Origin of the sequence: Dyadobacter koreensis (assembly GCF_900108855.1) — a bacterium.
Classification (GTDB): domain Bacteria; phylum Bacteroidota; class Bacteroidia; order Cytophagales; family Spirosomataceae; genus Dyadobacter; species Dyadobacter koreensis.
The window spans coordinates 991,855-1,012,794 of the sequence record NZ_FNXY01000001.1; the positions used below are offsets into that span (position 1 = coordinate 991,855).

Consider the following 20,940-nt stretch of genomic DNA (forward strand, 5'->3'; position numbering starts at 1 on the left):
AAATCAAATTCTAAGATACTCATATCATAAAGCACTTTTCAGGTCAGGCTTAATGTAAAGTTTTGCATTGTAATAATACGCTTCCCAAATTTATTTCTTAAAATCCTCCTCTATTAACACTGTTTCAGAATATCTTAGTCTCTGCTAACGAAAATCATGTATGAATAAAATGAAGCTGTTTATAGGTACAGTCATAATTTGCGCAACCTTAACAGGGCTTTTGGCCTGGAAAAGTCAAAATTCTGTTCGCCTCAGTAACGCGACCGAAAAACAACGCCCTAATATCATCGTCATCATGGCCGACGATTTGGGCTATTCAGACATTGGCTGTTACGGTGGAGAAATCAATACCCCAAACATCGATTATCTGGCACAGAACGGTATACGATACCGCCAGTTTTACAACACATCGAGATGCTGCCCTACCCGTGCGGCTTTGTTAACCGGACTTTACAATCAACAGGCAGGAATTGGAAAAATGACCGAGGCTGAAGGAGAGGCTGGTTATCAGGGACATATTTCCGATAACGCCGTAACAATTGCCGAGGTATTAAAAACGGCTGGCTACCACACCGCGATGTCAGGTAAGTGGCACGTTTCCAATACCTTCGGCCAGAAAGATCCCAAAGAACAGTTGGCATGGCTAAATCATCAGAAGGATTTTGGTGCCTTTTCTCCGGTTGGTCAATATCCAACGCATCGCGGTTTCGAAAAATATTTCGGCACGATCTGGGGCGTTGTAGATTTTTTCGATCCATTTAGTTTGGTTAATGGAACCGAACCTGTGAAAAATGTTCCGGAGGATTACTACCACACAGATGCCATTAACGATACGACCGTTTCCTATATAAAAGAATTCTCAAAATCAGAGAAGCCGTTTTTTATTTATGTAGCAGAAAATGCGCCGCACTGGCCCTTACAGGCAAAACCTGGAGATATTGCAAAATATAAAGACACCTATAAAGCAGGATGGGATGCCATCGGCGAAGCAAGATATAAGCGGATGGTAAAATCAGGACTGATCGACCCGTCAAAAACAAAACTATCTCAAGCTCCGAAAGACGCGCTAAAATGGGAGAATAACCCAACCCGGGAATGGGATGCTACTGCTATGGCCGTGCATGCAGCGATGATCGATGCAATGGATCAGGGCATTGGCCGGATTATTAACGCCTTGAAAGAAACCGGTCAGCTGGAAAATACATTGATTTTGTTTTTGTCGGATAACGGCGCCAGCGCTGAAAATTGTGCCAATTACGGAACCGGATTTGACCGTCCCAGTGAAACGCGCGACGGTAGAAAAATTATTTACGCAACTGAAAAGCAAGCTATTCCAGGACCTCAGACAACTTATTCCTCGATCGGTCCGCGATGGGCGCACGTAGCTAATACGCCTTATCAATACTGGAAAGCAGAATCTTATGAAGGCGGAATAAATACACCCATGATCGCCTTCTGGCCCAAGGGTATCACTGTTAAAAAAGGTGGATTCAGCGATCAGGTCGGACATGTGATGGATTTCATGAGTACTTTTTGCGAATTGGCCGGTGCCAGGTATCCATCGGCTTTTAAAGGAAAAAACATTACACCAACAACCGGGGTCAGCTTGATTTCTTCTTTTACAGGGAAAGGTGAAGACAAAGACCGCGTATTATTTAACGAGCATTTTGGAGCACGTTACGCAAGGAAAGGTAATTGGAAACTCGTTTCTCTTGCCTCCGATTCAACATGGCATCTGTATGACCTGGCTGCAGATAAATCGGAAACAACGGACCTTGCTGCCCAATATCCCGAAAAAGTAAAACAACTTTCTGAATCCTGGCACTTATGGGCAAAAACGCACCAGGTTTTTCCTAAACCGGGGAAACATTAATAGTTTTATTGCTGGAACAAAAGTTTTATCCGGTATTATGAAATTGACAGAAAACCAAATTCTAAACGGGTTATCATGGCGCAGGAAACATTCGTTATTGGCGACATCCACGGAGCTCTAAAGGCTTTGCATCAGATTATAAAATATATAAAGCCGGACGAAAAAAGCCGGCTTATTTTTCTTGGAGATTATGTTGATGGTTTGCCCGAATCCGCGCAGACCATCGATTATTTGATAGAACTCGATACCAGATTTTCATGTATTTTCCTGAAAGGCAACCATGATGTCTGGTTACAGGAGTGGCTGGAAACAGGACATGCCGATCCTACATGGCTAAATAATGACGGGCAGTCGACGCTGCGAAGTTACGGTTCATATAGTGAAGACGAAAAGAAAAGACATCGCGATTTTTTTCGAAAATTTCAGAGTTTTTATGTAGATAATCAGCAGAACCTGTTCGTTCACGCAGGTTTCACCTCACAACAAGGACCAGCAAAAGAACTGCATGAAGATTATCTTTTCAACGACAGAACTTTACTGGAAACAGCTTTGATTTTCAAGGATTTAAAGCAAGTAAACACCGACAACTTCCCCGTCAGGCTTTGTTTATTCAAGGAAATTTTTATCGGCCATACTCCCACCTTAAAATTTGGCAGCCAGGAACCTATCCATGCCGCAAACCTATGGGATATGGATACCGGAGTGAAAAAAAACGGCAAACTAACAGCTATGAACGTCGACACAAAAGAGTTTTGGCAAAGTGACCTGATTATTGATTTATATCCGGAAGAGGCTGAAAAAATATATTTTTAATATTCTCCTTAACGAGGCACGTTTCGAATGTGAGTTTCTGATCAACAAAAACGGATCCAGGAATTTATAAACCCGGGATCCGTTTTTGTTTTGAGAACCTTAATTACCTGAAATCGGTCGAAAGCGTTATTGTTTTGTTCGCTTCAATTCCTTCCTGCAACATTTGTATTTTATAATTGGCAAATTGCAGTGCGTCAGATCCCAGTAGCAGGCGAAGAGGCGGCTCCACGGCATTTGAAACAGCGATGATAACTTCTGCCACTTTTTGCGGGTCACCGATCTGTGTGCCGGGCACTTCCTCGGAATGTTTGCGTTTCTCTTCCTGGATTGCCGTGTAGGCTTCGATCGGTTTTTCCGGGTGAGCAATCGAACCGCTTTGGAGGAAATTGGTTCGCACATAACCCGGCTCGATAATCGTGACATGAATTCCGAAAGGTTTGACCTCCTGTGCCAAAGCTTCGGAGAGGCCTTCCACGGCGAATTTGGACCCACAATAAAGTCCCCACCCCGCGCCAGCGATCAATCCAAAAACAGTTGATAAATTAAAGATATGACCAGCATTCGCTGCACGCATATGGGGTAAAACCGCGCGCGTTACATTCAGCAATCCGAAAACATTAATGTCAAATATTCCCTTTGCTTCTTTTGCCGATGTTTCTTCGATGCCACCGATCAAACCATATCCGGCATTGTTTACCAACACATCAATAGATTTAAATTTCTCTATGGCCGCATCAACGGCTGCTCCAACGCTTACTTCGTCAACCAGGTCAACTTGTAAAGGCAAAAATTTATCCGAATCATAACCGATCGCAGTTTTCAGGCTTTCAAGGTTGCGTCCTGTGACAGCAACATTATTGCCGTCCGCTAAAAGCTGCTGAGCCAATAAAAGACCAATTCCTTGTGAACCTCCTGTAATGAACCATGTTTTGCGCTGACTTTCCATTTCTTTGTATGTTTAAATTTGGTGTTACAAAGGAACTTCCATCCAGGGAACAAGCACTTCTTCAGATCACAGGGATACTTGCGAGTTTCAACGATTTAGATTGGCAATGGCATTCTTTCTGAATATTGACGGCGAAATATTCTCCTTCTTTTTGAAAAACGACGTAAAGGCCGCGTGTCCCGAAAAACCCAGACCATAACTGATATTACTGATATCCCAGTCGGTCTGGATCAATAATGCCTTAGCTTCATAAAGTAAACGCTCCTGAATATGTTCCCGCAGTGTTTTTCCGGTATGCTCTTTTACAAGCGTATTCAGGTAATTAGGATGCACGTGAAGCTGCTCCGCAAATTCTCCGGCTGTCTTTAGTTTTATGGCATCATCCTGTCTCCTGACCTGAAAAGCCGATTCGAGCAAAGACAAAAAACCGTAAATATATCCGTAATTTTCGGGCACAGTCTGATCAGCCAGGTTTTTCCCTGCACGCTGCGCTTCTAAAAGTATCATTTGCAAGTGCAGTGATATCGCCTGCTTTTTATCATCATTGCCGGCATGCTCTTCTCTTACAATGGCTTCGAATGACTGATTAACCGCAGAAGACTGACTTTCCGTTAACCGGATCACCGCTTTTGAAGCTTTGAAGTAAGGAAAATTTCTTAATAACTGAAGAACATGGTCGCCATCGTGTTCAAAATACTTCGGATGAATCAGGCAGAAATGACCACCTGTCTTCTCAGAAGTTGTTTGCCACGACATTATTTCATCGGGATGTAAAAATGCAATATCACCCGGGCAGAGCTCATACTGATGTAGTCCAACGGTTAATACGCCCGTTCCTGCGGTCATATGAAATATCTTGAAAAACTGTCTCCGGTTTGGAGAAATATAATCGACAACCGGATGATTTTCCCTGTTTTTTATAATAAAATAGTTGGCATCCAACGGATAATGCTGCACGTCGAGAAACGGCACTTTGTAGTTAACCTCTGCAAACGACGCCAATTCCAAACGTGGTATATCTGATTTTTCCATACCCGAAATTACCGGATTCCCATGAAATATCCTGAATCCATAGTTGAATTCAGGTTAACCATGAAAAAGGGAAAATAGCCCAGCTTATAAATCCAGCTTCCGGTCGGTTATCCTTGAAGGGAATCTCGACTGGATCATTTCGGGCACCTCCGGTCGATAGGTCGTACTTCGACCTTCCATGACCAATTTGCCAGACGGATCCAGCGTGATGAAAGCAAAAAGTGGATCCGTGTAAAAGTGAGCTTTATCGCTGTATACATATGTAGCGCTGTTGACGATAAAATAGTGTACTCCATTTCTTACGCCATACCGGTCGTCATGATCATGACCCATAAATACGGCTGTAACTCCGGACGTTTTACCTTGTTTTTTTGCAGCAAAATTAGCCTGATCAAAAATTTTGAGAATCTCATCTGCGTTACCGAGTTCGTCGAAATAGTCACTTAAAAATACGGGCTGATGCATAAAAACTATGACCGGAAATTTTGCTGCCTCAAGATCAGATTTAAGCCAGTCAAGTTGCTCCTGGTCGATAAAGCTTCGTTTTGGAGAAGGCAGCGGCCCCCAATTCGAATTGTTATAATCGGCTATTGTTCCGTCGTCCTTTTTGAGAAAATTCCTGTCCATCACCACGAAGTGATATCCTTCAAGATCAAATGAATAATATCGCTCAGGCATATCCCAGAACTTCATAATCGTTTCTTTGCTGCAGACATCCATGTCGTGATTTCCAAGGACATGATATTTCAAACCTTTGAAACGATTCCACTCTGCCATAATCCCGTCAGACTTCTGCGGTCTGCAAAAATCTCCGCACTGAATGATAAAATCCGGTTCGGCTTTTATCACCTCATCCATAAAGCCGCGTAACCGGGCTACCTCATCCTGTCCAAACTGCATGTGGTGCAAATCAGAAATAACGCCAATTTTAAGCCTTTTTTTAGCTTGCGGATTTTTGGGTATGGCAAAAATATTCCGGGCCGCCAATACACCGGCAGTCGTAACACCCAGATTCTTCATAAATTGGCGACGCTTCTGCATAGCATTTCAGTTTATTATCAGAATGGATTATTTTACAATTGTTTTCACAGGTTCAGCAACAGGATGATTCGCAGAAAATGTAAATCCAAGCAACTGCGCTGCCGTTTGTGCAACCTGATCCTGATAAATCTGACCAGTTTCCTTCATCTCACCTTTGGATATTATACCAGAACCGATCACTGCGAGCCACGTCTCATTTGAATGCGGCGCCGAAGTGCCATGACCTGTCCAGTGAGAACCGACACCGCGACCGTGGTCAGGGTAGATCATAAAAACCGTATTGTCCTTATAAAATGGATCGTGCTGCATGACGCTCCAAAGGTTACCGATCATCGCATCCAGATAATGGCCGGCATCTAAAAAAGAATCATACTGCCCGGCATGACCGAAATTGTCAGGATCTGCAAAATCAATATGCACGACCCGAGGATGATTTGCTAAAATGTAAGATTTCGTCATGGCATAGGTATGTACATCAAAGCGAATTTCCGGGCCAAAGGATTCAGGCAGAAAAAACTGCTGTTCATTTGCCAGTTTCTGCGCCTCGGTAAGATCAGCACTCACTACTTTCTCGCCGGGAATATTTACAAGCATTTTATTTCTGTCGCGATTTACAATGCGGGAAACCGCGTCCCAGGAAGCAAATGTTACAACTTTCCCTTCAAATCCTTTTTGTTTGTTTAAAAATTCCAGGACATTTTCATTGGGATTATTAGGATAACTATTGCTGTTTATCTGCGGGTCGTAATATCCGCATAGTGTTTCACTGCGTCCGGGATAAGAAAACCAGAATTTATTTTTGACATTGACCAGATTACCCATCGCACGATTACCATATAACTGGCCTTTCTGAGCTATTGTATTCCAAAAAAAGGGCATCAGTTTTTTTCGCCGCTCCTCAATAGACTTTGCCCAATATTTGCTGAACAGTGCCGTAGAGTCCTGCTTTCGATATTTCTTGTCAAAAATTAAAATCGAATCAGCACCTTGAAATATTTCCTGCCAGCGATAACCGTCCAGCGAGATCAGTACTATATTCTTCGCTTTATTTTGCCCATAAACCAATGGATGTAAAAGCATAATTATTAAAAATGACAACCGGATTTTCATATCAGATTACAAATATTAAAGGTTTATAAAAGTCAGTTTAAGATAAATATCGTCATTCCGGGACGTTAGTTCCGGAATGACGACCCTAAAAAACTATTTATTTAATCAACCACATCGTTACATTTTGAGTGTCGGCACCGCCAAATTGCGACTGGATCGAAGCTTTCACATTTACCTCATTCGTCGAATACTCGGAAGTCGGATACGCCCAGCGAACGGGAATCTGATTATTGTTCGAGTTCGACTGTCCGATATCAAATTTTGGAATACCGGTGCGTCGGTTCATGTAAAAAGCCTGTCTTCCTGAATTTTCAAAAAATGCCATATACTGCTGTTCAAGAATTTTGTTAAGACCAGCAGCCGTGTTTCCCGGATAAGCATTTTGTGTCAAAAATGCATCGATCGAAGTCTGGGAAACTCCATAAAACTTCATAGATTCGGTGATACCATTTTTGTAATAATCAGCTGCATTTCCTTGTAACCATCCCCTGTTTATTGCTTCCGCGATAATCAAATTCACTTCATGCGCACCGAGCTGGATGGCAGGAACGCCAGCCGCAGATGTTTCCCAGTAATCGAAATTGATCATTGACAAAAGCCCCTTCCCGGCCTGATCAAGCAAGGTTGATTGCAGATCGCCCGTTTTTCCACCAGCATAACGCTGATAAACATCTGCATTGTTTTTGAAAGCTTCTGCTGGAGAGGCTACAATCAGCAAACGTGGATCTCTGGTCGTTTTGGCAATGTCGGTATATGTCGCTCCCAGTGTATTTCTTTTATCGGTTTTAATAACTACACCATTTGTCGGCCAAAGCGGATAGGTATTAAAAGTATTGTAAAGGATTTGAAAATTATCAGCGTTTGTAAGAATCAACGGATATTTTTCCGGGCTGCCAACAATGGCTGAAAATTGCTGTCTAACATTTAATTCGGGCGTATCATCCGCCCTTTTACTTAAACCCATCAGCACTCTCAATTTGAAGGAGTTAACGAGTTTTTGCCATTTTGCAAGGTCACCGTTATAAACAAAATCACTCGAAACAGTTGCTTTCTTAGCAACCAGTGGCGTTAGGTCCGAATTTGCCTCGTCCAGCAACTTTAATACCTGAATATAAATATCTTTCTGGCTGTCATATTTGGGCTTGAAGTTAGCATCAGCTACTCCCATCATCGCTTCCGACATCGGGACATCGCCAAACATTTCAGTAGCCCGGCTATAAAAGTATGCCTTAAAAAATTTCGCAAGTGCCATATAAGGTAATCCCAGATCACCAATTTTAGCAGCTTCAATTTCCATGCGGCTAACGTTTCTGAGCGTTTCATAAACTTCAAAACTTCCTGTCGTCCAGCCGTATGCCTGTCCATCATAATAAGCTTCGTTTTGGGTCATAAACTGATTGTGGCGATGATCCGTGCTCCATGGCGCATCATAACTTTTCAACAATATTCCCGCCAGCACAAGGTCTGCGGAAGGATTCAGGATTGCTGCCGGATCTTTTTGCAGATCGTCGATATCCTGGCATGACGCCAGGCAGATCGCGCAGGAAAGGATCAGATATTTTATAAATTTCATAAGACTGTTCTTTAAAATGTTAGGTTCAGATTGGCTCCAAAACTTTTCACAGACGGTGTCTGGAAATCCGTGATTTGATCTGCGTTGGTATACTTGTCAAGGTCAATATTACGCGTATATTTTCCAGTGAAATAAAGCAGGTTTCTTCCAACGAGTGAGATACTTGCCGAAGTTGCAAAACGCGTTTTTTCGATCAGTTTCTTAGGAAGATTGTAGCTGATTATCACCTCTCTGAGTTTTACATATGTCCTGCTTTTCGCTGCGACATATCCTGACTGGTAATAATTGGTCGCCCAGGCCTGCCATAAAACCGGTACATCGTTCGTCGCAAATTCACGGGTATCTGATATAATTTTACCATCCTGATCCGTATTCAGCTGCCCCTTCACAATGCGCTGGCCTGTGGTCATCACACTGCCTTTGTAACCTGCAACATCCCTGTTATTCCAATCTTTCAAACGATATTCATTAGCGGATTCAGGCGCTGTTCCGCTGCCAAATTGCTTGGTATACATGTAGTTGTTAATTTTTCCACCAAATCGTCCGTCCACCTGAAAACTAAATACAAACGATTTATAAGAAAAGCTGTTATTAAGTCCCGCAGTAAAATTATTATCGTAATTACCCACTTTCGTTTTGTAAGGATTATATGCCGGCATTCCGTTTGAGCCTACAATTATTCCTCCCTGCGCATCACGCTGAAAATCGGTGATGAAATAACCGTCTGCACGGTCGCCTACTTTTATATTGCCGTTATTGCTGTCACGGATTTGTACGCCGTCAATTTTATCAAGCCAGCGATGGTTTGTCGACCAGTTCCCTGAAACATTCCAAGAAAAATTTTCAGTTTTTACCGCTGTTCCTTCCACGGTGAATTCCAATCCTTTTCTTACATACGTGTAAGCATTTTCCTGAATTCCGGATACACCCGACGTGATCGAAGTCGGCACAGTCACAATTCCTGGCCCTTCAACATTACGGTAAGCTGCGGCATCGAACATCAGGCGATTGTGAAAAAAGCGCATTTCCAATCCGGCTTCCAAAGTCTTCACACGAGCCGCCTGCAAATCGGGATTGTATAATGTTCCAGTGTAACCCACACCAGTATACGTATTATTCCAGCGCCCGGAATTGGTATAGGTCGGAAGCAATTTATAGATGTCATACTGATAATTTTCATCCACAAAGTCACTCGCTACGTTCGCATATGAACCACGGATTTTCATGAATGAAACAGTTTCCGGAAGTTTGATTATTTCGGATAAAACTGCACTCAAAGAAGCGGAAGGGTAGAAATACGAATTATTTTTCTTAGGCATCGTAGAAGAACGGTCCACGCGGCCTGTCAAACTCAGATAAAGAAAATCCTTGTAATCAAGATCTACGAAACCATAAACACTTCCCACCTGGCGGCTTCCTTTGTCATTCGTCGAAGTGGCAGGCTGAACTGAATTTGCCAGATCATAAACACCCGGAACGATCAACCCTTTATTAGTTGTGCCATACAAGGAACTTACCTTAACAGAACGCAAATTTCCATACAAAGAGGCGTTCAGTCCGAAGTTGTCCATAAAACGATTTTCGTATTTAACAGAAGCCTCCGTGTTGTTTTCCCAAAACGTATCATAGGTTTCATTATATCCGCCAACCTGATTTCCGAAACCGAAATTATAAAGATTGGCCGAAATCGGAGCACGGTTACTTCTCATTCTGTTCCAGGTACTTACATTGGATCTTGCATTAAATGTAAGCTTGTCCGTTAACTTGTAATTCATTTGCAAAAATCCATAGACATCATTTTTGTTGTATGTTTTCAATGCCTCGTAGGCGGTCATCCATGGATTATCGTAAATGGTGTATTCCCGGTTATATTGCTGCACATTTTCCTTTCCGGGCTGCCAGTAGTTACGCAGGTCTCTTATATCATAATCTACACCACCCCAAACGGTAAAAATATAAATCGGACTGTTCGGGCCGTAACCAAGTGTTGGGTAGTTCGGTGAATATTGCCTGTTGTAATTAATACTTGCATCGAATCGTAGATTTTTTCCAGCATTGATACCACCCGAAATATTTACATTGGTCCCTCCCAGTTTGGTATTCGGCACCGTTCCCCGCTGGAACATTTGTGAAATCGAAAGTCGAAAATCACCAAACTCGCTTTTGTTGGATATCGATAAATTATTTGTGCTCAGAAGTCCGTTTCTCATGAAGTTCTTTAGATTATCCTTACCTCGCGCAATCCACGGAAGCGGAGTCAATTCTCCGGTTTGCGCATTGACCGGGCTATTATACTGCGTAATAGGCTGCCCTTCAAAACGAGGCCCCCAAATATTGTAGTCGTTGTCATTGATACCACCACCGCGTCCATCTTTGAAAGCGTATTGAAAATTACTCCCCGGCCCGTATTCAGTCTGGTATTCGGGAATGGCATTGTATCCCGTTTGCAGCTGCGTGCTGGTATTGAAGTCAACCTGGAAACCCTTTTTATTGGAAGAACCTTTTTTTGTTGTAATGATAATTGCTCCGTTTTGTCCGCGATTACCATATAAAGCGGCGGCGCTTGCCCCTTTCAAAACCGAATACGTTTCTATATCATCCGGACTGAGATTCCAGGAATCCGTGTTAACCGGCACTCCATCAACGACATATAGGACGCCGGTCCTGCCTCGCAAGGTAACTGCCGGATTGGAAAAAAGATCAGTGCCCTGCGCAATCGTCAGTCCCGCAACCTTTCCCGTCAGCGAAGCAATGGCATTGGATTCTCTTGCTTTCACCATGCTGCTTCCCTTTACTTCCTGCACCGCATACCCCAGTGCTTTCTTTTCCTTTTTAATTCCAAGGGCTGTAACAACAACCTCATTGAGAGAAGTCTGGTCTGTTTTCAGTTCCACATCAAGAACTGAATTATTGCCTGCTGAAAGAAGTGTCGTAACAAACCCCAAAGCCCGGAACTCCAAAACATCACCACTGCTGGCGCTGATTGAATAGGTACCATCGACGGAAGTAGAAGTTCCCTTCAACGAGTTCTTATTAATAACAGAAATTCCAGGTAGCGGACCTGTCGCGTCGGTTACCTTGCCGGTAATCTTTGACTGCCCCCAGCCTTGCAGGGACCAAAGGAAGAACAGCGTCAAAAACACTGTTCCTTTTTTGATAGAAGTTGAAAACATCGCGTTGCTTGCGTTTAGGATAATGATAAGACAAAGGAAATAATCATATTCCTAAAAATAATTAACTTAATGTTAAGTATTTGTAAACAATATAAATTTTTTTTCTATTTACCTATGCTACTTTGAAAGCCTTTCAGTTGAATAAAAGAAAAATACAATATCTGAAAATATTTTTTATTTTAAGTATTAGTTAACAATAAGTTAATATTTGGCAATTAAACGCATATATTGTTTATCTATTTTTATAATGAACGCATCCCACGCATCGCAAACGGCTAAATATTGATATTGAAATTAAAAAAATGCACCTAGCAATATGTTTAGTATATATCTACAAAATTCCAGAAATCTTTACGAAAATCACCAGACTCACAGCTCAATTTGCAAAGGTTACTTGTAGGTAAATTATTAACATTAAAAACCGGAGCGGCAAAACCGGCAACAACCTGTCTCACATTATCTTATTGTTAACTCAATCATATATATATACCGATTGAATAACTTTGTATATCAATAAAAACGATAGATTTTAAATGATGTGGATTAAAAGAAGAGAATGGCTTCTGGCGGGAGTTTCTCTGACATTATTAATTTCAGGCGGTGCTTATTATTTATTTTCGCCTGAGTACAAAGAATACCTGATCCACCATATCGGAACACCGGAAAATATCTGGGAAAGTCCGGAAAAATCCGGAAACAGCGCACTAATCATAAAGGTGGAAGGTTATGCAAATGATGATTACAAACTAAGACTCGACTTCTACCATAAAGAAAATCAGCAGGCTAAAATTTTCAAAAAGACTTATTCTGAAATTATCCGGTTCCCTGCCGGCGATATCCACGGGACACTGAAAAGGGATTTTAGTGGAGAACCGGACAATAGCAAAGTGAATATCACATACATCCCCGAACACGAGTCTACTGCTAAAGGCACGATTAAACTGAAAGTTGGCATATTCTAGCTTGCGCCTGCTATCAAACAAATTCGTCACATTTAGTGTTATCTGATCATTCGTCAGATTTTTTAAGTTATTGTCTTTCCTTCATAGTATGAATGCCCGGCAAAAACGAATTCAGGAGAGAAAACTCATTAAAATTTCCATCGCCACAGGTTCGCTTTTAACAATCTGGGCGATTGCAGTTGGTATTCTTGGCGACTCAAAATCCATTATTTTTGATGCTCTTTTTTCAATGGTCGGCATAAGCTTGTCCGGCGTTTCACTGCTTGTTAACAATTTCATCCGGAAACCGGACGACGACAACCTCCCCTTCGGCCGGTCACAATTTGAGCCATTTGCAATCACTGTACAATCTTCTGTCATCATTTTTCTTTGTCTCTATTCCCTGGCAACTTCCGTGATCGATATAATGAACGGAGGAAAAACGGTTGAGTTTGGAATAGCGCTGCCCTATCTTGTTTTTTCGATTATTGGCTGCTTCATTTTATGGCTTTTCTTCAGGAAAAAGGCGCTGGAATTGAAATCGGAATATGTCCGTATCGAGTCAACCGAATGGCAGCTTGACGCACTTTTAAGTTTGGGCGTACTGTGCGGTTTATCTCTGAGCTACTTTTTTACAAATACACGTTTTGCTTACATCATACCTTATCTCGATCCTGTGATGGTTGTTATCATCTCGCTGGTATTTCTGAGAATTCCAACGCGGACTTTCTGGAAAAATATCCGCGAGTTATTGCAGTTCGCACCCGATGATGAAGTTGAAGAAAAAATTCATGAAGCCTCAGACCAGATCGCAGAAAAATATAATTTTCTGGATTCTCTTGTTCGGGTTGCTAAAACGGGCAGCAGCTATACAATTGAAATAGATTTTTTATTACCTAAATCTCTGTCAGACATGAACGTTACAGATCTGGACATGATCCGGCAGGAGCTTTATGACGAGATAAAGGGAGATTATAAAATGTGGCTGACCATATCGTTTACTACGGAGCGGAAGTGGATGATTTAATTTTCAGCAAATAATATTTTATTGATCGCCGAAAACTCAAATTACATTAAGTTTTCATTAAGTAATGCCGACTAAACTATTCTATCAATATCTTTGCAGTCCGGAAAGTAATTTGAAGAATTAAATAATGAAACATGAAAAAGTTTTTGTCCTTGAAATGGGGCGTTTGGCGAAAGTGATTACAAGAGGGAAGTTGGCCGCAGATCTTTCAAAAGTTACAATTGAGACAGAGGTTTTAATTAAAGACACGAAAGATGAAGACTTCCATCCTCCAATCCAATTAAGCCACCCAAAATATTGGAAACTTAAAAGACTGACTGCCGAGCAGGCCAGAATTTTACAATTTCAGTATAGTGGTTTAACCGATAAACATCTGAGAAAATCAATTAAAGAATTCGAGAAGACGTTTAACCAGGAGGTTGTAAGTTAAGATAATCACGGAACCGGGCTGTAGCAGCCCGGTTTTTTTTCTAAAAAAGCAAAATTAATTACAACCATTCAGAGATCGATCGGGTCTTATTATCAGAGACAGGAAAATCCCTAATAGACTTATTTTAAAAATCCTATTCACTTAAAATTATTAGCCAGATGAAAATTTCCAAATCAGTTCTCCAGGCAGTAGCAGTCGCCATAGTGGTCACCACTACCATCAGCGCATGCGCGAATGACGATGTAAGCCCTGAAAAAGAAAAAGCAACAAAAAGCCAAAAACTGGATCCTTGCCCGGCGTGCGGAATGGGTTAATCCGTCAGTTGTTATGCCCAAGATTTTATCGTCCATTGCCTGCAATCTGGATACCCATATTTTATTGGCAGCCCTTCCGCTTTTCGAACAGCAAAAGATAGAAGCAATTGAATGGTCTTTTGATACGCTTTTCAAATATGAAGAAATTCCGGAATGGTTCACTGATCTGATTTCTGAATTCAGCAATCAGGGGAGGCTTGTCGGGCATGGTGTCTTCTTTTCACTTTTTTCAGGCAAATGGCTTCCTGAACAAGACATATGGCTGAAAAAGCTTACTGCTTTTTCAGAGCGTTTTAAATTTGACCACATCACCGAGCATTTTGGATTCATGACCGGCTCAGACTTTCACAAAGGCGCACCGATTGGAATCCCTTATACCAAAAGCTTTCTGGATATTGGAATTGACAGGCTGAAAAGAATTCAGGACGCGTGCCAAAGACCTGTCGGATTGGAAAATCTGGCTTTTTCCTATTCTCTCGAAGAAGTCGGAAATCATGGAGATTTTCTATCGAAACTTGTGGAAAGCGTCAATGGTTTTATCATTCTTGATCTTCATAATCTGTATTGCCAGATTCATAATTTCAGAATGGATTTTGAGGATATTATTGTTTTATACCCACTTGAAAAAGTCCGAGAACTCCACATTTCAGGTGGAAGCTGGGACGAGAGGAAAACAGCGACCGGAGAAAAAATCAGACGGGACACACACGATGATCGGGTACCTGAAGAAGTTTTCAACCTTTTAAGTGCGACGATACCAAAGTGCCCAAATCTAAAGTTTGTTGTACTCGAACAAATGGGAACAGCTCTGACTTCGGAAGAGAACCAGTTAGCTTTTCAAAGAGATTTCCTTAAAATGGACGCTATCGTAAAGTCCATTAATTATGCATTCCCACAAAGTTTACCAAATAATTTTCTTCCTGTCAACAGGGCAATACTGTCTCGGTTCCCTCTCGAAAATCTGGCTCTTTTTGAACAGCAGCAGCAATTATCTTATATTCTTGAAACAGCTGAAAATTTCGGTCACGCTCAGCAACTACTGGCAAAATCTGCTCTGCACCAGACGGAATGGAAAGTAGAAAACTGGGAGCCCTACATGCTGGAAACTGCCATGGCTATTGCTCAAAAGTGGCGCAATGGATTTTAAAAAAGGTTATCGAAATCGATCTGCCTCAGAAAGCCTTTTGTTTAAAATCAAAATCTCTTCCCTTTTAAGTTCACTACACTATCAAATCGGATCATTCATAATATCTTGCGAAAAGGATATACTACTAATAACGCAGTCAATAAAATTCGCATCTGATGAGGACAACGTTCTGTATATTTGGCTTTTGTCCGGATTATTTTCAACTGCAATTTTGACACGGAAAGCCATTGCCACATCGCACAATGATAAAATCGAAATAAAAACGGATACTTTAACTTTATATGATAAATCACGAAAGCGTATTATCCCGCTGGCCTTATATAAACCGCTGAAAGAAAGAAAAATCACCAGACAAAAAGTAGTTATTTTTAGTCATGGGTATTATAAGAATATGCCTGATGGTTATAAAAGAGCGTCATAATTCACCGAAGCAATTGCTTCCCGTGGATATTTTGTGGTCAGCAATCAGCATGAACTTGCAACCGACAGCCTTATGCCTTCGGCCGGAATTCCCCAAATTGTGAAGCGTCCGTTTTGGGACAGAGGAGCGGACAATATTTTGTTTCTGATCCGCGAATTAAAAAACATTAATCCCAATTTAGGCTTTCAAAATATTGCTTTAACTATACATTCGAACGGAGGAGATATGACTGCCTTATTCCCGCAAAAATACCCCGGCAAAGTTTCAAAGATTATTACGCTGGATAATCGAAAAATGGCTTTACCAAGAGACACTAATCTAAAAGTTTTTACCCTTCGATCCGGCGACCAGCCATCAGATGAAGGAGTTTTGCTAACTTTTGATGAACAAAAAAGATTTAATATCGCTATAATAAAATTGCTGTCGACCACTCATAATGATGTGAATAATCGTGGAACTCTGTTGCAGCAAAAGGAAATTATTTCCTACATTTCTAATTTCTTAAATATCTGAATATTTACACGAATAACAATGATCACGTTAAAACGCACAGATTCCACGGATCAGGATTTCATATTCCTGGTGAAAAAGCTAGATGCAGACCTGGCAATTCGGGACGGAGACGACCATACCTTTTATTCCCAATTTAACAAGGTCGATAAAATTAAACATACCGTTGTTGCTTTCGAAAATGACCAGCCTGTCGGATGCGGGGCGATCAAAGAATATGACCAAAATACGATGGAGGTAAAACGCATGTACACCTCGCCGGAAGGTCGGGGAAAAGGGATTGCGTCTTCTGTTTTAAGTGAACTGGAAAAGTGGACATCAGAATTATCCTATAAAAAATGTGTTCTGGAGACGGGTAAACGACAGCCGGAGGCCATTTCTTTCTATAAGAAAAATCACTACCAGATCATTCCGAATTATGGTCAGTACATCGGAATTGAAAACAGCGTTTGTTTCGAAAAAAATCTTATTTAAACTTCAATATGGCTCTTTAAAACGGACATGAAAACTTTGAATGACATCTTGCAACTTGGAGATCCACGTCTTTACGATATTTGCGAACCCGTGTTGCGGACAGAGTTGCCATTGGTTAAAAGCTGGGTTAACGATCTTGATAACGTTATGCGTGAGGTTCGGGCAAAATACAATTTTGGAAGAGCCATTGCAGCACCTCAACTTGGGATTATGAAACGGTTGATTTATATGAACATTGATAATCCCGTTGTCTTTATCAACCCGGAACTTACGAATTTGAGCAAAGAGATGTTTGAAATATGGGATGACTGCATGAGTTTCCCAAACTTACTTGTCAATGTGAAAAGACATCGGAACATTACGATTAAATATCTGGATGAAAACTGGCAGCCAAAGACATGGGAGATGAAGGATGACTTATCTGAACTTTTACAACATGAATATGATCATTTAGACGGAATTTTATGTACAATGCGTGCCATCGATAAGAAATCGTTTAAGTGGCGAAACTAAATGAAAATTCACCTGACAAGATACTTATGGCCTGGAACCCGAATATCTATAATAAATTCAAATCTGAGCGCTTTTTACCATTTTACGATTTAGCTACCCTGATAGATAAGAAGGTCGGAATGAGCGTAATAGACTTAGGATGCGGAACTGGCGAATTGACCAGAAAACTAGCCGACCTACTTCCCGATTCCAATGTTTTGGGGATCGATTCTTCGAAAGAGATGCTTAACGATGCCAGAGAATTTGAGCGTGAAGGGATACGATTTGAGGTAAAATCTATTGAGGATCAACTAGATTCGGGAATGGAATGGGACTTAGTATTTTCCAATGCGGCGATCCAATGGGTGGAAGACCATGAATCACTTTTACCCAAAATTATTTCCACAATAAAACCAGATGGCACGCTTGCCGTTCAGCTACCAGCCCAGCACCATAATATAACAAACAAAATGCTGGCCAAACTCGCAGACGAGATGCCATTTGAACCCCTGTTAAAAAGTTGGAAAAGAGCAGATACTGTTCTCGAAATTGACAATTATGCTCAGATTATTTTTGACAATGGTGGCAGAAACATCACAGTTTTCGAAAAAATATATCCGCTTGTTCTGCAAGATTCTGACTCTCTGTTTGACTGGGTTTCGGGCACGGCGCTCATTCCGTATCTGGAAAGACTCGAAGATAAGAACAAGCAGAATTTTATCGACGAATTCAAAAAACGGCTGAGCAGCAAATTTCCAAAATCGCCCGTATTCTTTCCCTTTAAAAGAATATTAATGAAAGCAACTTTTTGAAGATGAGTGCTTTAAAACTGTTACCCATCAACCCGAAGCTTCTACAATCCGTCTTCGGGTTGACAGGTGAAATCTTATTTTTCCAGACCACGACCGGTTTTATGTTGCAATTCTTCGATACGTTTTGAGGCGTTCGCTTTGGTCAGCGACTCATCGAATTCCTCTCCCGCTTCGTCCGAAAGCGTTTTCAGGTAAGAATGCTGCGCACCTGTCATCGGCTCATCGCCAGTTGTCCACTCATCCGGATCTTTCACAGTATTAGATCCTTTTACTTCCTGATTTCCAGTTAATGCATTTTGATTTTCATCAATCGGATTTTGATCTTTATTTGTCATATGAAGTTAAATTTATTTATGCTCGTGATTAAAAAAACTGAGCCAAGAAATACCCAGAAACCGAAATCAGTTTTTAGGTTTAATTCTTTTCGTTGCTAACCTCCTACATACTACTTAAAAAAAAGACCCTCCGTGCTTTTAAGTAAAGTCAAAAGAGCTTGAAACTTCGAAAGGTTATTGGATTAAGTTAAACAATACATCATGGCGAGTTTTTCCCTTACCGGCCGGAAATAAAAGCCGAACCGCAGCGATTGTTTGTTCCTGCATAGGGTTCAGGCCTTAGGCATAACACGACGAAGGACTAAACCTGCTGAACACCTTTCTAAACTTGGGTTTACTGTTTTTGTACTGAAATAATAGCCTCTACGCGAAAACGTTCCCCGCATGCACTACACAAAGACCAACGCGAGGATGCGCTGAAAGCTTTCCGGCACGTACGAAATCATCAAGAAAAATACGAAATTAAAGCAAACAATACTGGAATGTTGAGACTTTCTGCCGGCAGCCAACAACAACCCTGATGCGAAGCAATACGGCAAATTTACAGGTAAAATACAGGGAAGTAAAACGTCGCACTATTGGATTACAGCAATTCTAGTAAAACGAAATCGATGATAGCTTACCAATCCGTTTTATGGAATATTGGTTAATTATTTAATTCAAAATATGTCGTAAGCTCAATAATATTTTTCACACCGAGCTTCTCAAAAATCTTCGATTTATAACTACTTATGGATGACGGGGACAAATTAATTTGCTCACTTATCTCTTTCGTAGATAACCCCTTAGTCAAAAATCTGGCAATCTCAATTTCTTTGTCTGAGAGATTTCCTATAACGGATTTATCACTAGTCCGAGAATTAAATAAAATCCCAAAGGCATTCTGCAGCACTGACGCGCTCGCATAGATTCTGTTATTAATTACATTTTCAACGGCTATTTTAAATTCACCCGAAGGAGCAGTTTTGGAAATGTAACCATTTGCTCCAGCCTTCAAAAATGGCAAGGCATATAGCTTTTCATCATAGCTCGAACACACCAAAATCGGCAGGTCAGGCTGTTTTAAACGCACTGCATCAATCATTCCTACTTTATCGCCATCAGGAAGATTGATATCCATAACCAGTAGATCGAACTGTTGTTTGTCAAGAAAATTTAAAGCTCTTGCGAAATCTGCGGCTTTAAATATTTCTGCTCCCGGTATACATTCCGCCAGCATCGACACAATCCCAATGATTACCAGTGGGTGATCTTCTGCCACCAATATATTTTTCACTTTCCTAAACATTCTATGATTTTACAACAGGCCGTACAAGTAGAAAACATTTGACACTCAAATAAATATATTTATTAAGAAACTAAATTCTTTTGCTAAGATATTAAATTAAAGTTGGGATTATACTTGTCATATAAGGCTAATTTTGCGACCCATTAGATCTGATTACGTGTTTGCGGGTCAGGATGTGAAGCTTGTGATCGAAGATATTTGCAATTTACATGTAAATAAACCTCGGATAATTTTATGCACGTGAGAAATATTTTACCCGTAAAAGTTAAGCTCTGAAAAGTCTGTTAAAACAAACCTTCTAATAAAAAGCGTAAAAACTTATAATGATAATTGCATCTATTGACAAGCATCCCATACTTCGTAAAGGTCTTAGTATTTTCCTCGAATGTCAATTTCCAGATGCCACCATTATCGAAGCAGAAAGCTTTTCTTCTTACCAAGTACTACATGCTGAAAAGTTGCCGGATTTAATGATTTTAGGATTGGAAGAAGAATCTGTTCCGCTTGAAGCAGCGACAATCAAAACGCTAAAAGAAAGTTTACCAGAAACTTTGCTTATCATTTATGATGGCGAATCTCGCTACAATATGGCAATTTCCTGCTTAGCAGCCGGTGCAAGTGCCTATCTTTTAAAAAAAGATGAATTAGAAGAATTGTCCAAATGTATAGCCACGGTTCTGGATGGAAAACGTTACGTGGATGACCAAATGCTTAGTATTTTGCTTAGCCAAAGTCAGGATGTTATTAACAAAGAACGATCACTTTCTACATTAAGTCGCGGCGAATACCAGGTAGCGAAATTTCTGAGCCAGGGGATGCAAACTTCGGAAATCGCAAATTTACAGCAATACAAAGTTGCGACTATCAATAAGCAGCGTTCAACTATCTTCAAGAAGCTGAACATAACGAACACCATTGAATTACAGGACATTCTATTCTCCTGAATTCAGATTGCTCATCCATTCAGGTAGAAAACATAAAGACCTTCTGATTATGTCAGAAGACATAATTTTTTTGACGTTGAGTTGATCAGCCTCCTGGCTTTGCCAGGCAGGTTGATTATTTTATGAAACAGTAGTCAAATTCTCAATTACTATGTACTAAATATTTCTAACCGGTAAGCAGAAAGATTTAAAATATGACGTTGGCAGCAACTTAATTATCGATCACTCCGTGTTTCCCCAATCG

The 20,940-nt window shown here is 40.9% G+C and carries 21 protein-coding genes; 13 read left to right on the forward strand and 8 right to left on the reverse strand.

What is annotated here, in order from left to right; genetic code table 11:
* Window positions 1–169: 169 nt before the first annotated feature.
* Window positions 170–1,873 carry an arylsulfatase gene (locus BMY70_RS04080; protein ID WP_229209466.1) on the forward strand — a complete coding sequence of 568 codons (1,704 nt, stop codon included), beginning with the start codon at window positions 170–172 and terminating at the stop codon, window positions 1,871–1,873.
* A 75-nt stretch (window positions 1,874–1,948) separates the two neighbouring features.
* Window positions 1,949–2,686: a metallophosphoesterase gene (locus BMY70_RS04085; protein ID WP_090332191.1), complete on the forward strand. Its 738-nt coding sequence runs from the start codon at window positions 1,949–1,951 to the stop codon at window positions 2,684–2,686.
* Window positions 2,687–2,789: 103 nt separating this feature from the next.
* Here BMY70_RS04085 and BMY70_RS04090 read toward each other — a convergent pair whose 3' ends face one another.
* The 6 genes from BMY70_RS04090 to BMY70_RS04115 all read right to left on the reverse strand — a co-directional run bounded on the left by BMY70_RS04090 (window position 2,790) and on the right by BMY70_RS04115 (window position 11,561).
* The gene (locus tag BMY70_RS04090) at window positions 2,790–3,632 is read right to left on the reverse strand and encodes an oxidoreductase (RefSeq protein ID WP_090332193.1); all 843 of its coding nucleotides are present in this window, start codon (window positions 3,630–3,632) and stop codon (window positions 2,790–2,792) included.
* 87 nt (window positions 3,633–3,719) lie between these two features.
* Window positions 3,720–4,664: a helix-turn-helix domain-containing protein gene (locus BMY70_RS04095; protein WP_090332196.1), complete on the reverse strand. Its 945-nt coding sequence runs from the start codon at window positions 4,662–4,664 to the stop codon at window positions 3,720–3,722.
* Between the two features lie 84 nt (window positions 4,665–4,748).
* Complete coding sequence (locus BMY70_RS04100; protein ID WP_090332198.1) at window positions 4,749–5,705, reverse strand: metallophosphoesterase family protein; 957 nt, start codon at window positions 5,703–5,705, stop codon at window positions 4,749–4,751.
* Between the two features lie 27 nt (window positions 5,706–5,732).
* A complete protein-coding gene (locus tag BMY70_RS04105; RefSeq protein WP_090332201.1) occupies window positions 5,733–6,815 on the reverse strand; it encodes an alkaline phosphatase family protein in 1,083 nt (360 codons plus the stop codon).
* 97 nt (window positions 6,816–6,912) lie between these two features.
* A complete protein-coding gene (locus tag BMY70_RS04110) occupies window positions 6,913–8,388 on the reverse strand; it encodes a SusD/RagB family nutrient-binding outer membrane lipoprotein (RefSeq protein ID WP_090332203.1) in 1,476 nt (491 codons plus the stop codon).
* Window positions 8,389–8,399: 11 nt separating this feature from the next.
* Entirely contained in the window at window positions 8,400–11,561 is a 3,162-nt protein-coding gene (locus BMY70_RS04115) for a SusC/RagA family TonB-linked outer membrane protein (RefSeq protein ID WP_090332206.1), read from the reverse strand.
* Between the two features lie 533 nt (window positions 11,562–12,094).
* On the opposite strand from BMY70_RS04115, the gene BMY70_RS04120 reads away from it, so the two are divergent.
* The 10 genes from BMY70_RS04120 to BMY70_RS04160 all read left to right on the forward strand — a co-directional run bounded on the left by BMY70_RS04120 (window position 12,095) and on the right by BMY70_RS04160 (window position 18,129).
* On the forward strand, window positions 12,095–12,523 hold the full coding sequence (locus tag BMY70_RS04120; RefSeq protein WP_143072047.1) for a hypothetical protein: 429 nt from the start codon (window positions 12,095–12,097) through the stop codon (window positions 12,521–12,523).
* A gap of 88 nt (window positions 12,524–12,611) precedes the next feature.
* Window positions 12,612–13,529, forward strand: a complete 918-nt coding sequence (locus BMY70_RS04125; RefSeq protein WP_090332212.1) for a cation diffusion facilitator family transporter — start codon at window positions 12,612–12,614, stop codon at window positions 13,527–13,529.
* Between the two features lie 127 nt (window positions 13,530–13,656).
* Window positions 13,657–13,959: a hypothetical protein gene (locus BMY70_RS04130; protein WP_090332214.1), complete on the forward strand. Its 303-nt coding sequence runs from the start codon at window positions 13,657–13,659 to the stop codon at window positions 13,957–13,959.
* Window positions 13,960–14,117: 158 nt separating this feature from the next.
* Entirely contained in the window at window positions 14,118–14,273 is a 156-nt protein-coding gene (locus tag BMY70_RS30805; protein WP_177196952.1) for a chryseobasin-related MNIO class RiPP peptide, read from the forward strand.
* 13 nt (window positions 14,274–14,286) lie between these two features.
* Complete coding sequence (locus BMY70_RS04135) at window positions 14,287–15,420, forward strand: multinuclear nonheme iron-dependent oxidase (protein ID WP_090332217.1); 1,134 nt, start codon at window positions 14,287–14,289, stop codon at window positions 15,418–15,420.
* Entirely contained in the window at window positions 15,410–15,841 is a 432-nt protein-coding gene (locus BMY70_RS04140) for a hypothetical protein (RefSeq protein ID WP_090332220.1), read from the forward strand. Before BMY70_RS04135 ends, BMY70_RS04140 begins: the two co-directional genes overlap by 11 nt.
* 33 nt (window positions 15,842–15,874) lie before the next feature.
* Complete coding sequence (locus BMY70_RS04145) at window positions 15,875–16,354, forward strand: hypothetical protein (RefSeq protein WP_090332223.1); 480 nt, start codon at window positions 15,875–15,877, stop codon at window positions 16,352–16,354.
* A gap of 18 nt (window positions 16,355–16,372) precedes the next feature.
* Window positions 16,373–16,825, forward strand: coding sequence for a GNAT family N-acetyltransferase (locus tag BMY70_RS04150; protein WP_090332226.1), 453 nt, complete (start codon window positions 16,373–16,375; stop codon window positions 16,823–16,825).
* A gap of 27 nt (window positions 16,826–16,852) precedes the next feature.
* Window positions 16,853–17,338, forward strand: a complete 486-nt coding sequence (locus tag BMY70_RS04155; RefSeq protein ID WP_090332229.1) for a peptide deformylase — start codon at window positions 16,853–16,855, stop codon at window positions 17,336–17,338.
* On the forward strand, window positions 17,326–18,129 hold the full coding sequence (locus BMY70_RS04160; RefSeq protein WP_229209467.1) for a methyltransferase domain-containing protein: 804 nt from the start codon (window positions 17,326–17,328) through the stop codon (window positions 18,127–18,129). Before BMY70_RS04155 ends, BMY70_RS04160 begins: the two co-directional genes overlap by 13 nt.
* 74 nt (window positions 18,130–18,203) lie before the next feature.
* On the opposite strand, the gene BMY70_RS04165 is transcribed toward BMY70_RS04160, so the two are convergent.
* Together BMY70_RS04165 and BMY70_RS04170 are read right to left on the reverse strand one after the other, a co-directional pair.
* The gene (locus BMY70_RS04165) at window positions 18,204–18,464 is read right to left on the reverse strand and encodes a DUF3072 domain-containing protein (protein WP_090332235.1); all 261 of its coding nucleotides are present in this window, start codon (window positions 18,462–18,464) and stop codon (window positions 18,204–18,206) included.
* A gap of 646 nt (window positions 18,465–19,110) precedes the next feature.
* Window positions 19,111–19,740 (reverse strand): response regulator transcription factor, encoded by a 630-nt coding sequence (locus tag BMY70_RS04170; protein WP_177196953.1) that lies wholly within the window; start codon window positions 19,738–19,740, stop codon window positions 19,111–19,113.
* A gap of 335 nt (window positions 19,741–20,075) precedes the next feature.
* Between BMY70_RS04170 and BMY70_RS04175 the strand changes: the two genes are divergently transcribed.
* Window positions 20,076–20,696 carry a LuxR C-terminal-related transcriptional regulator gene (locus BMY70_RS04175; protein WP_090332239.1) on the forward strand — a complete coding sequence of 207 codons (621 nt, stop codon included), beginning with the start codon at window positions 20,076–20,078 and terminating at the stop codon, window positions 20,694–20,696.
* Window positions 20,697–20,940 lie beyond the last annotated feature (244 nt).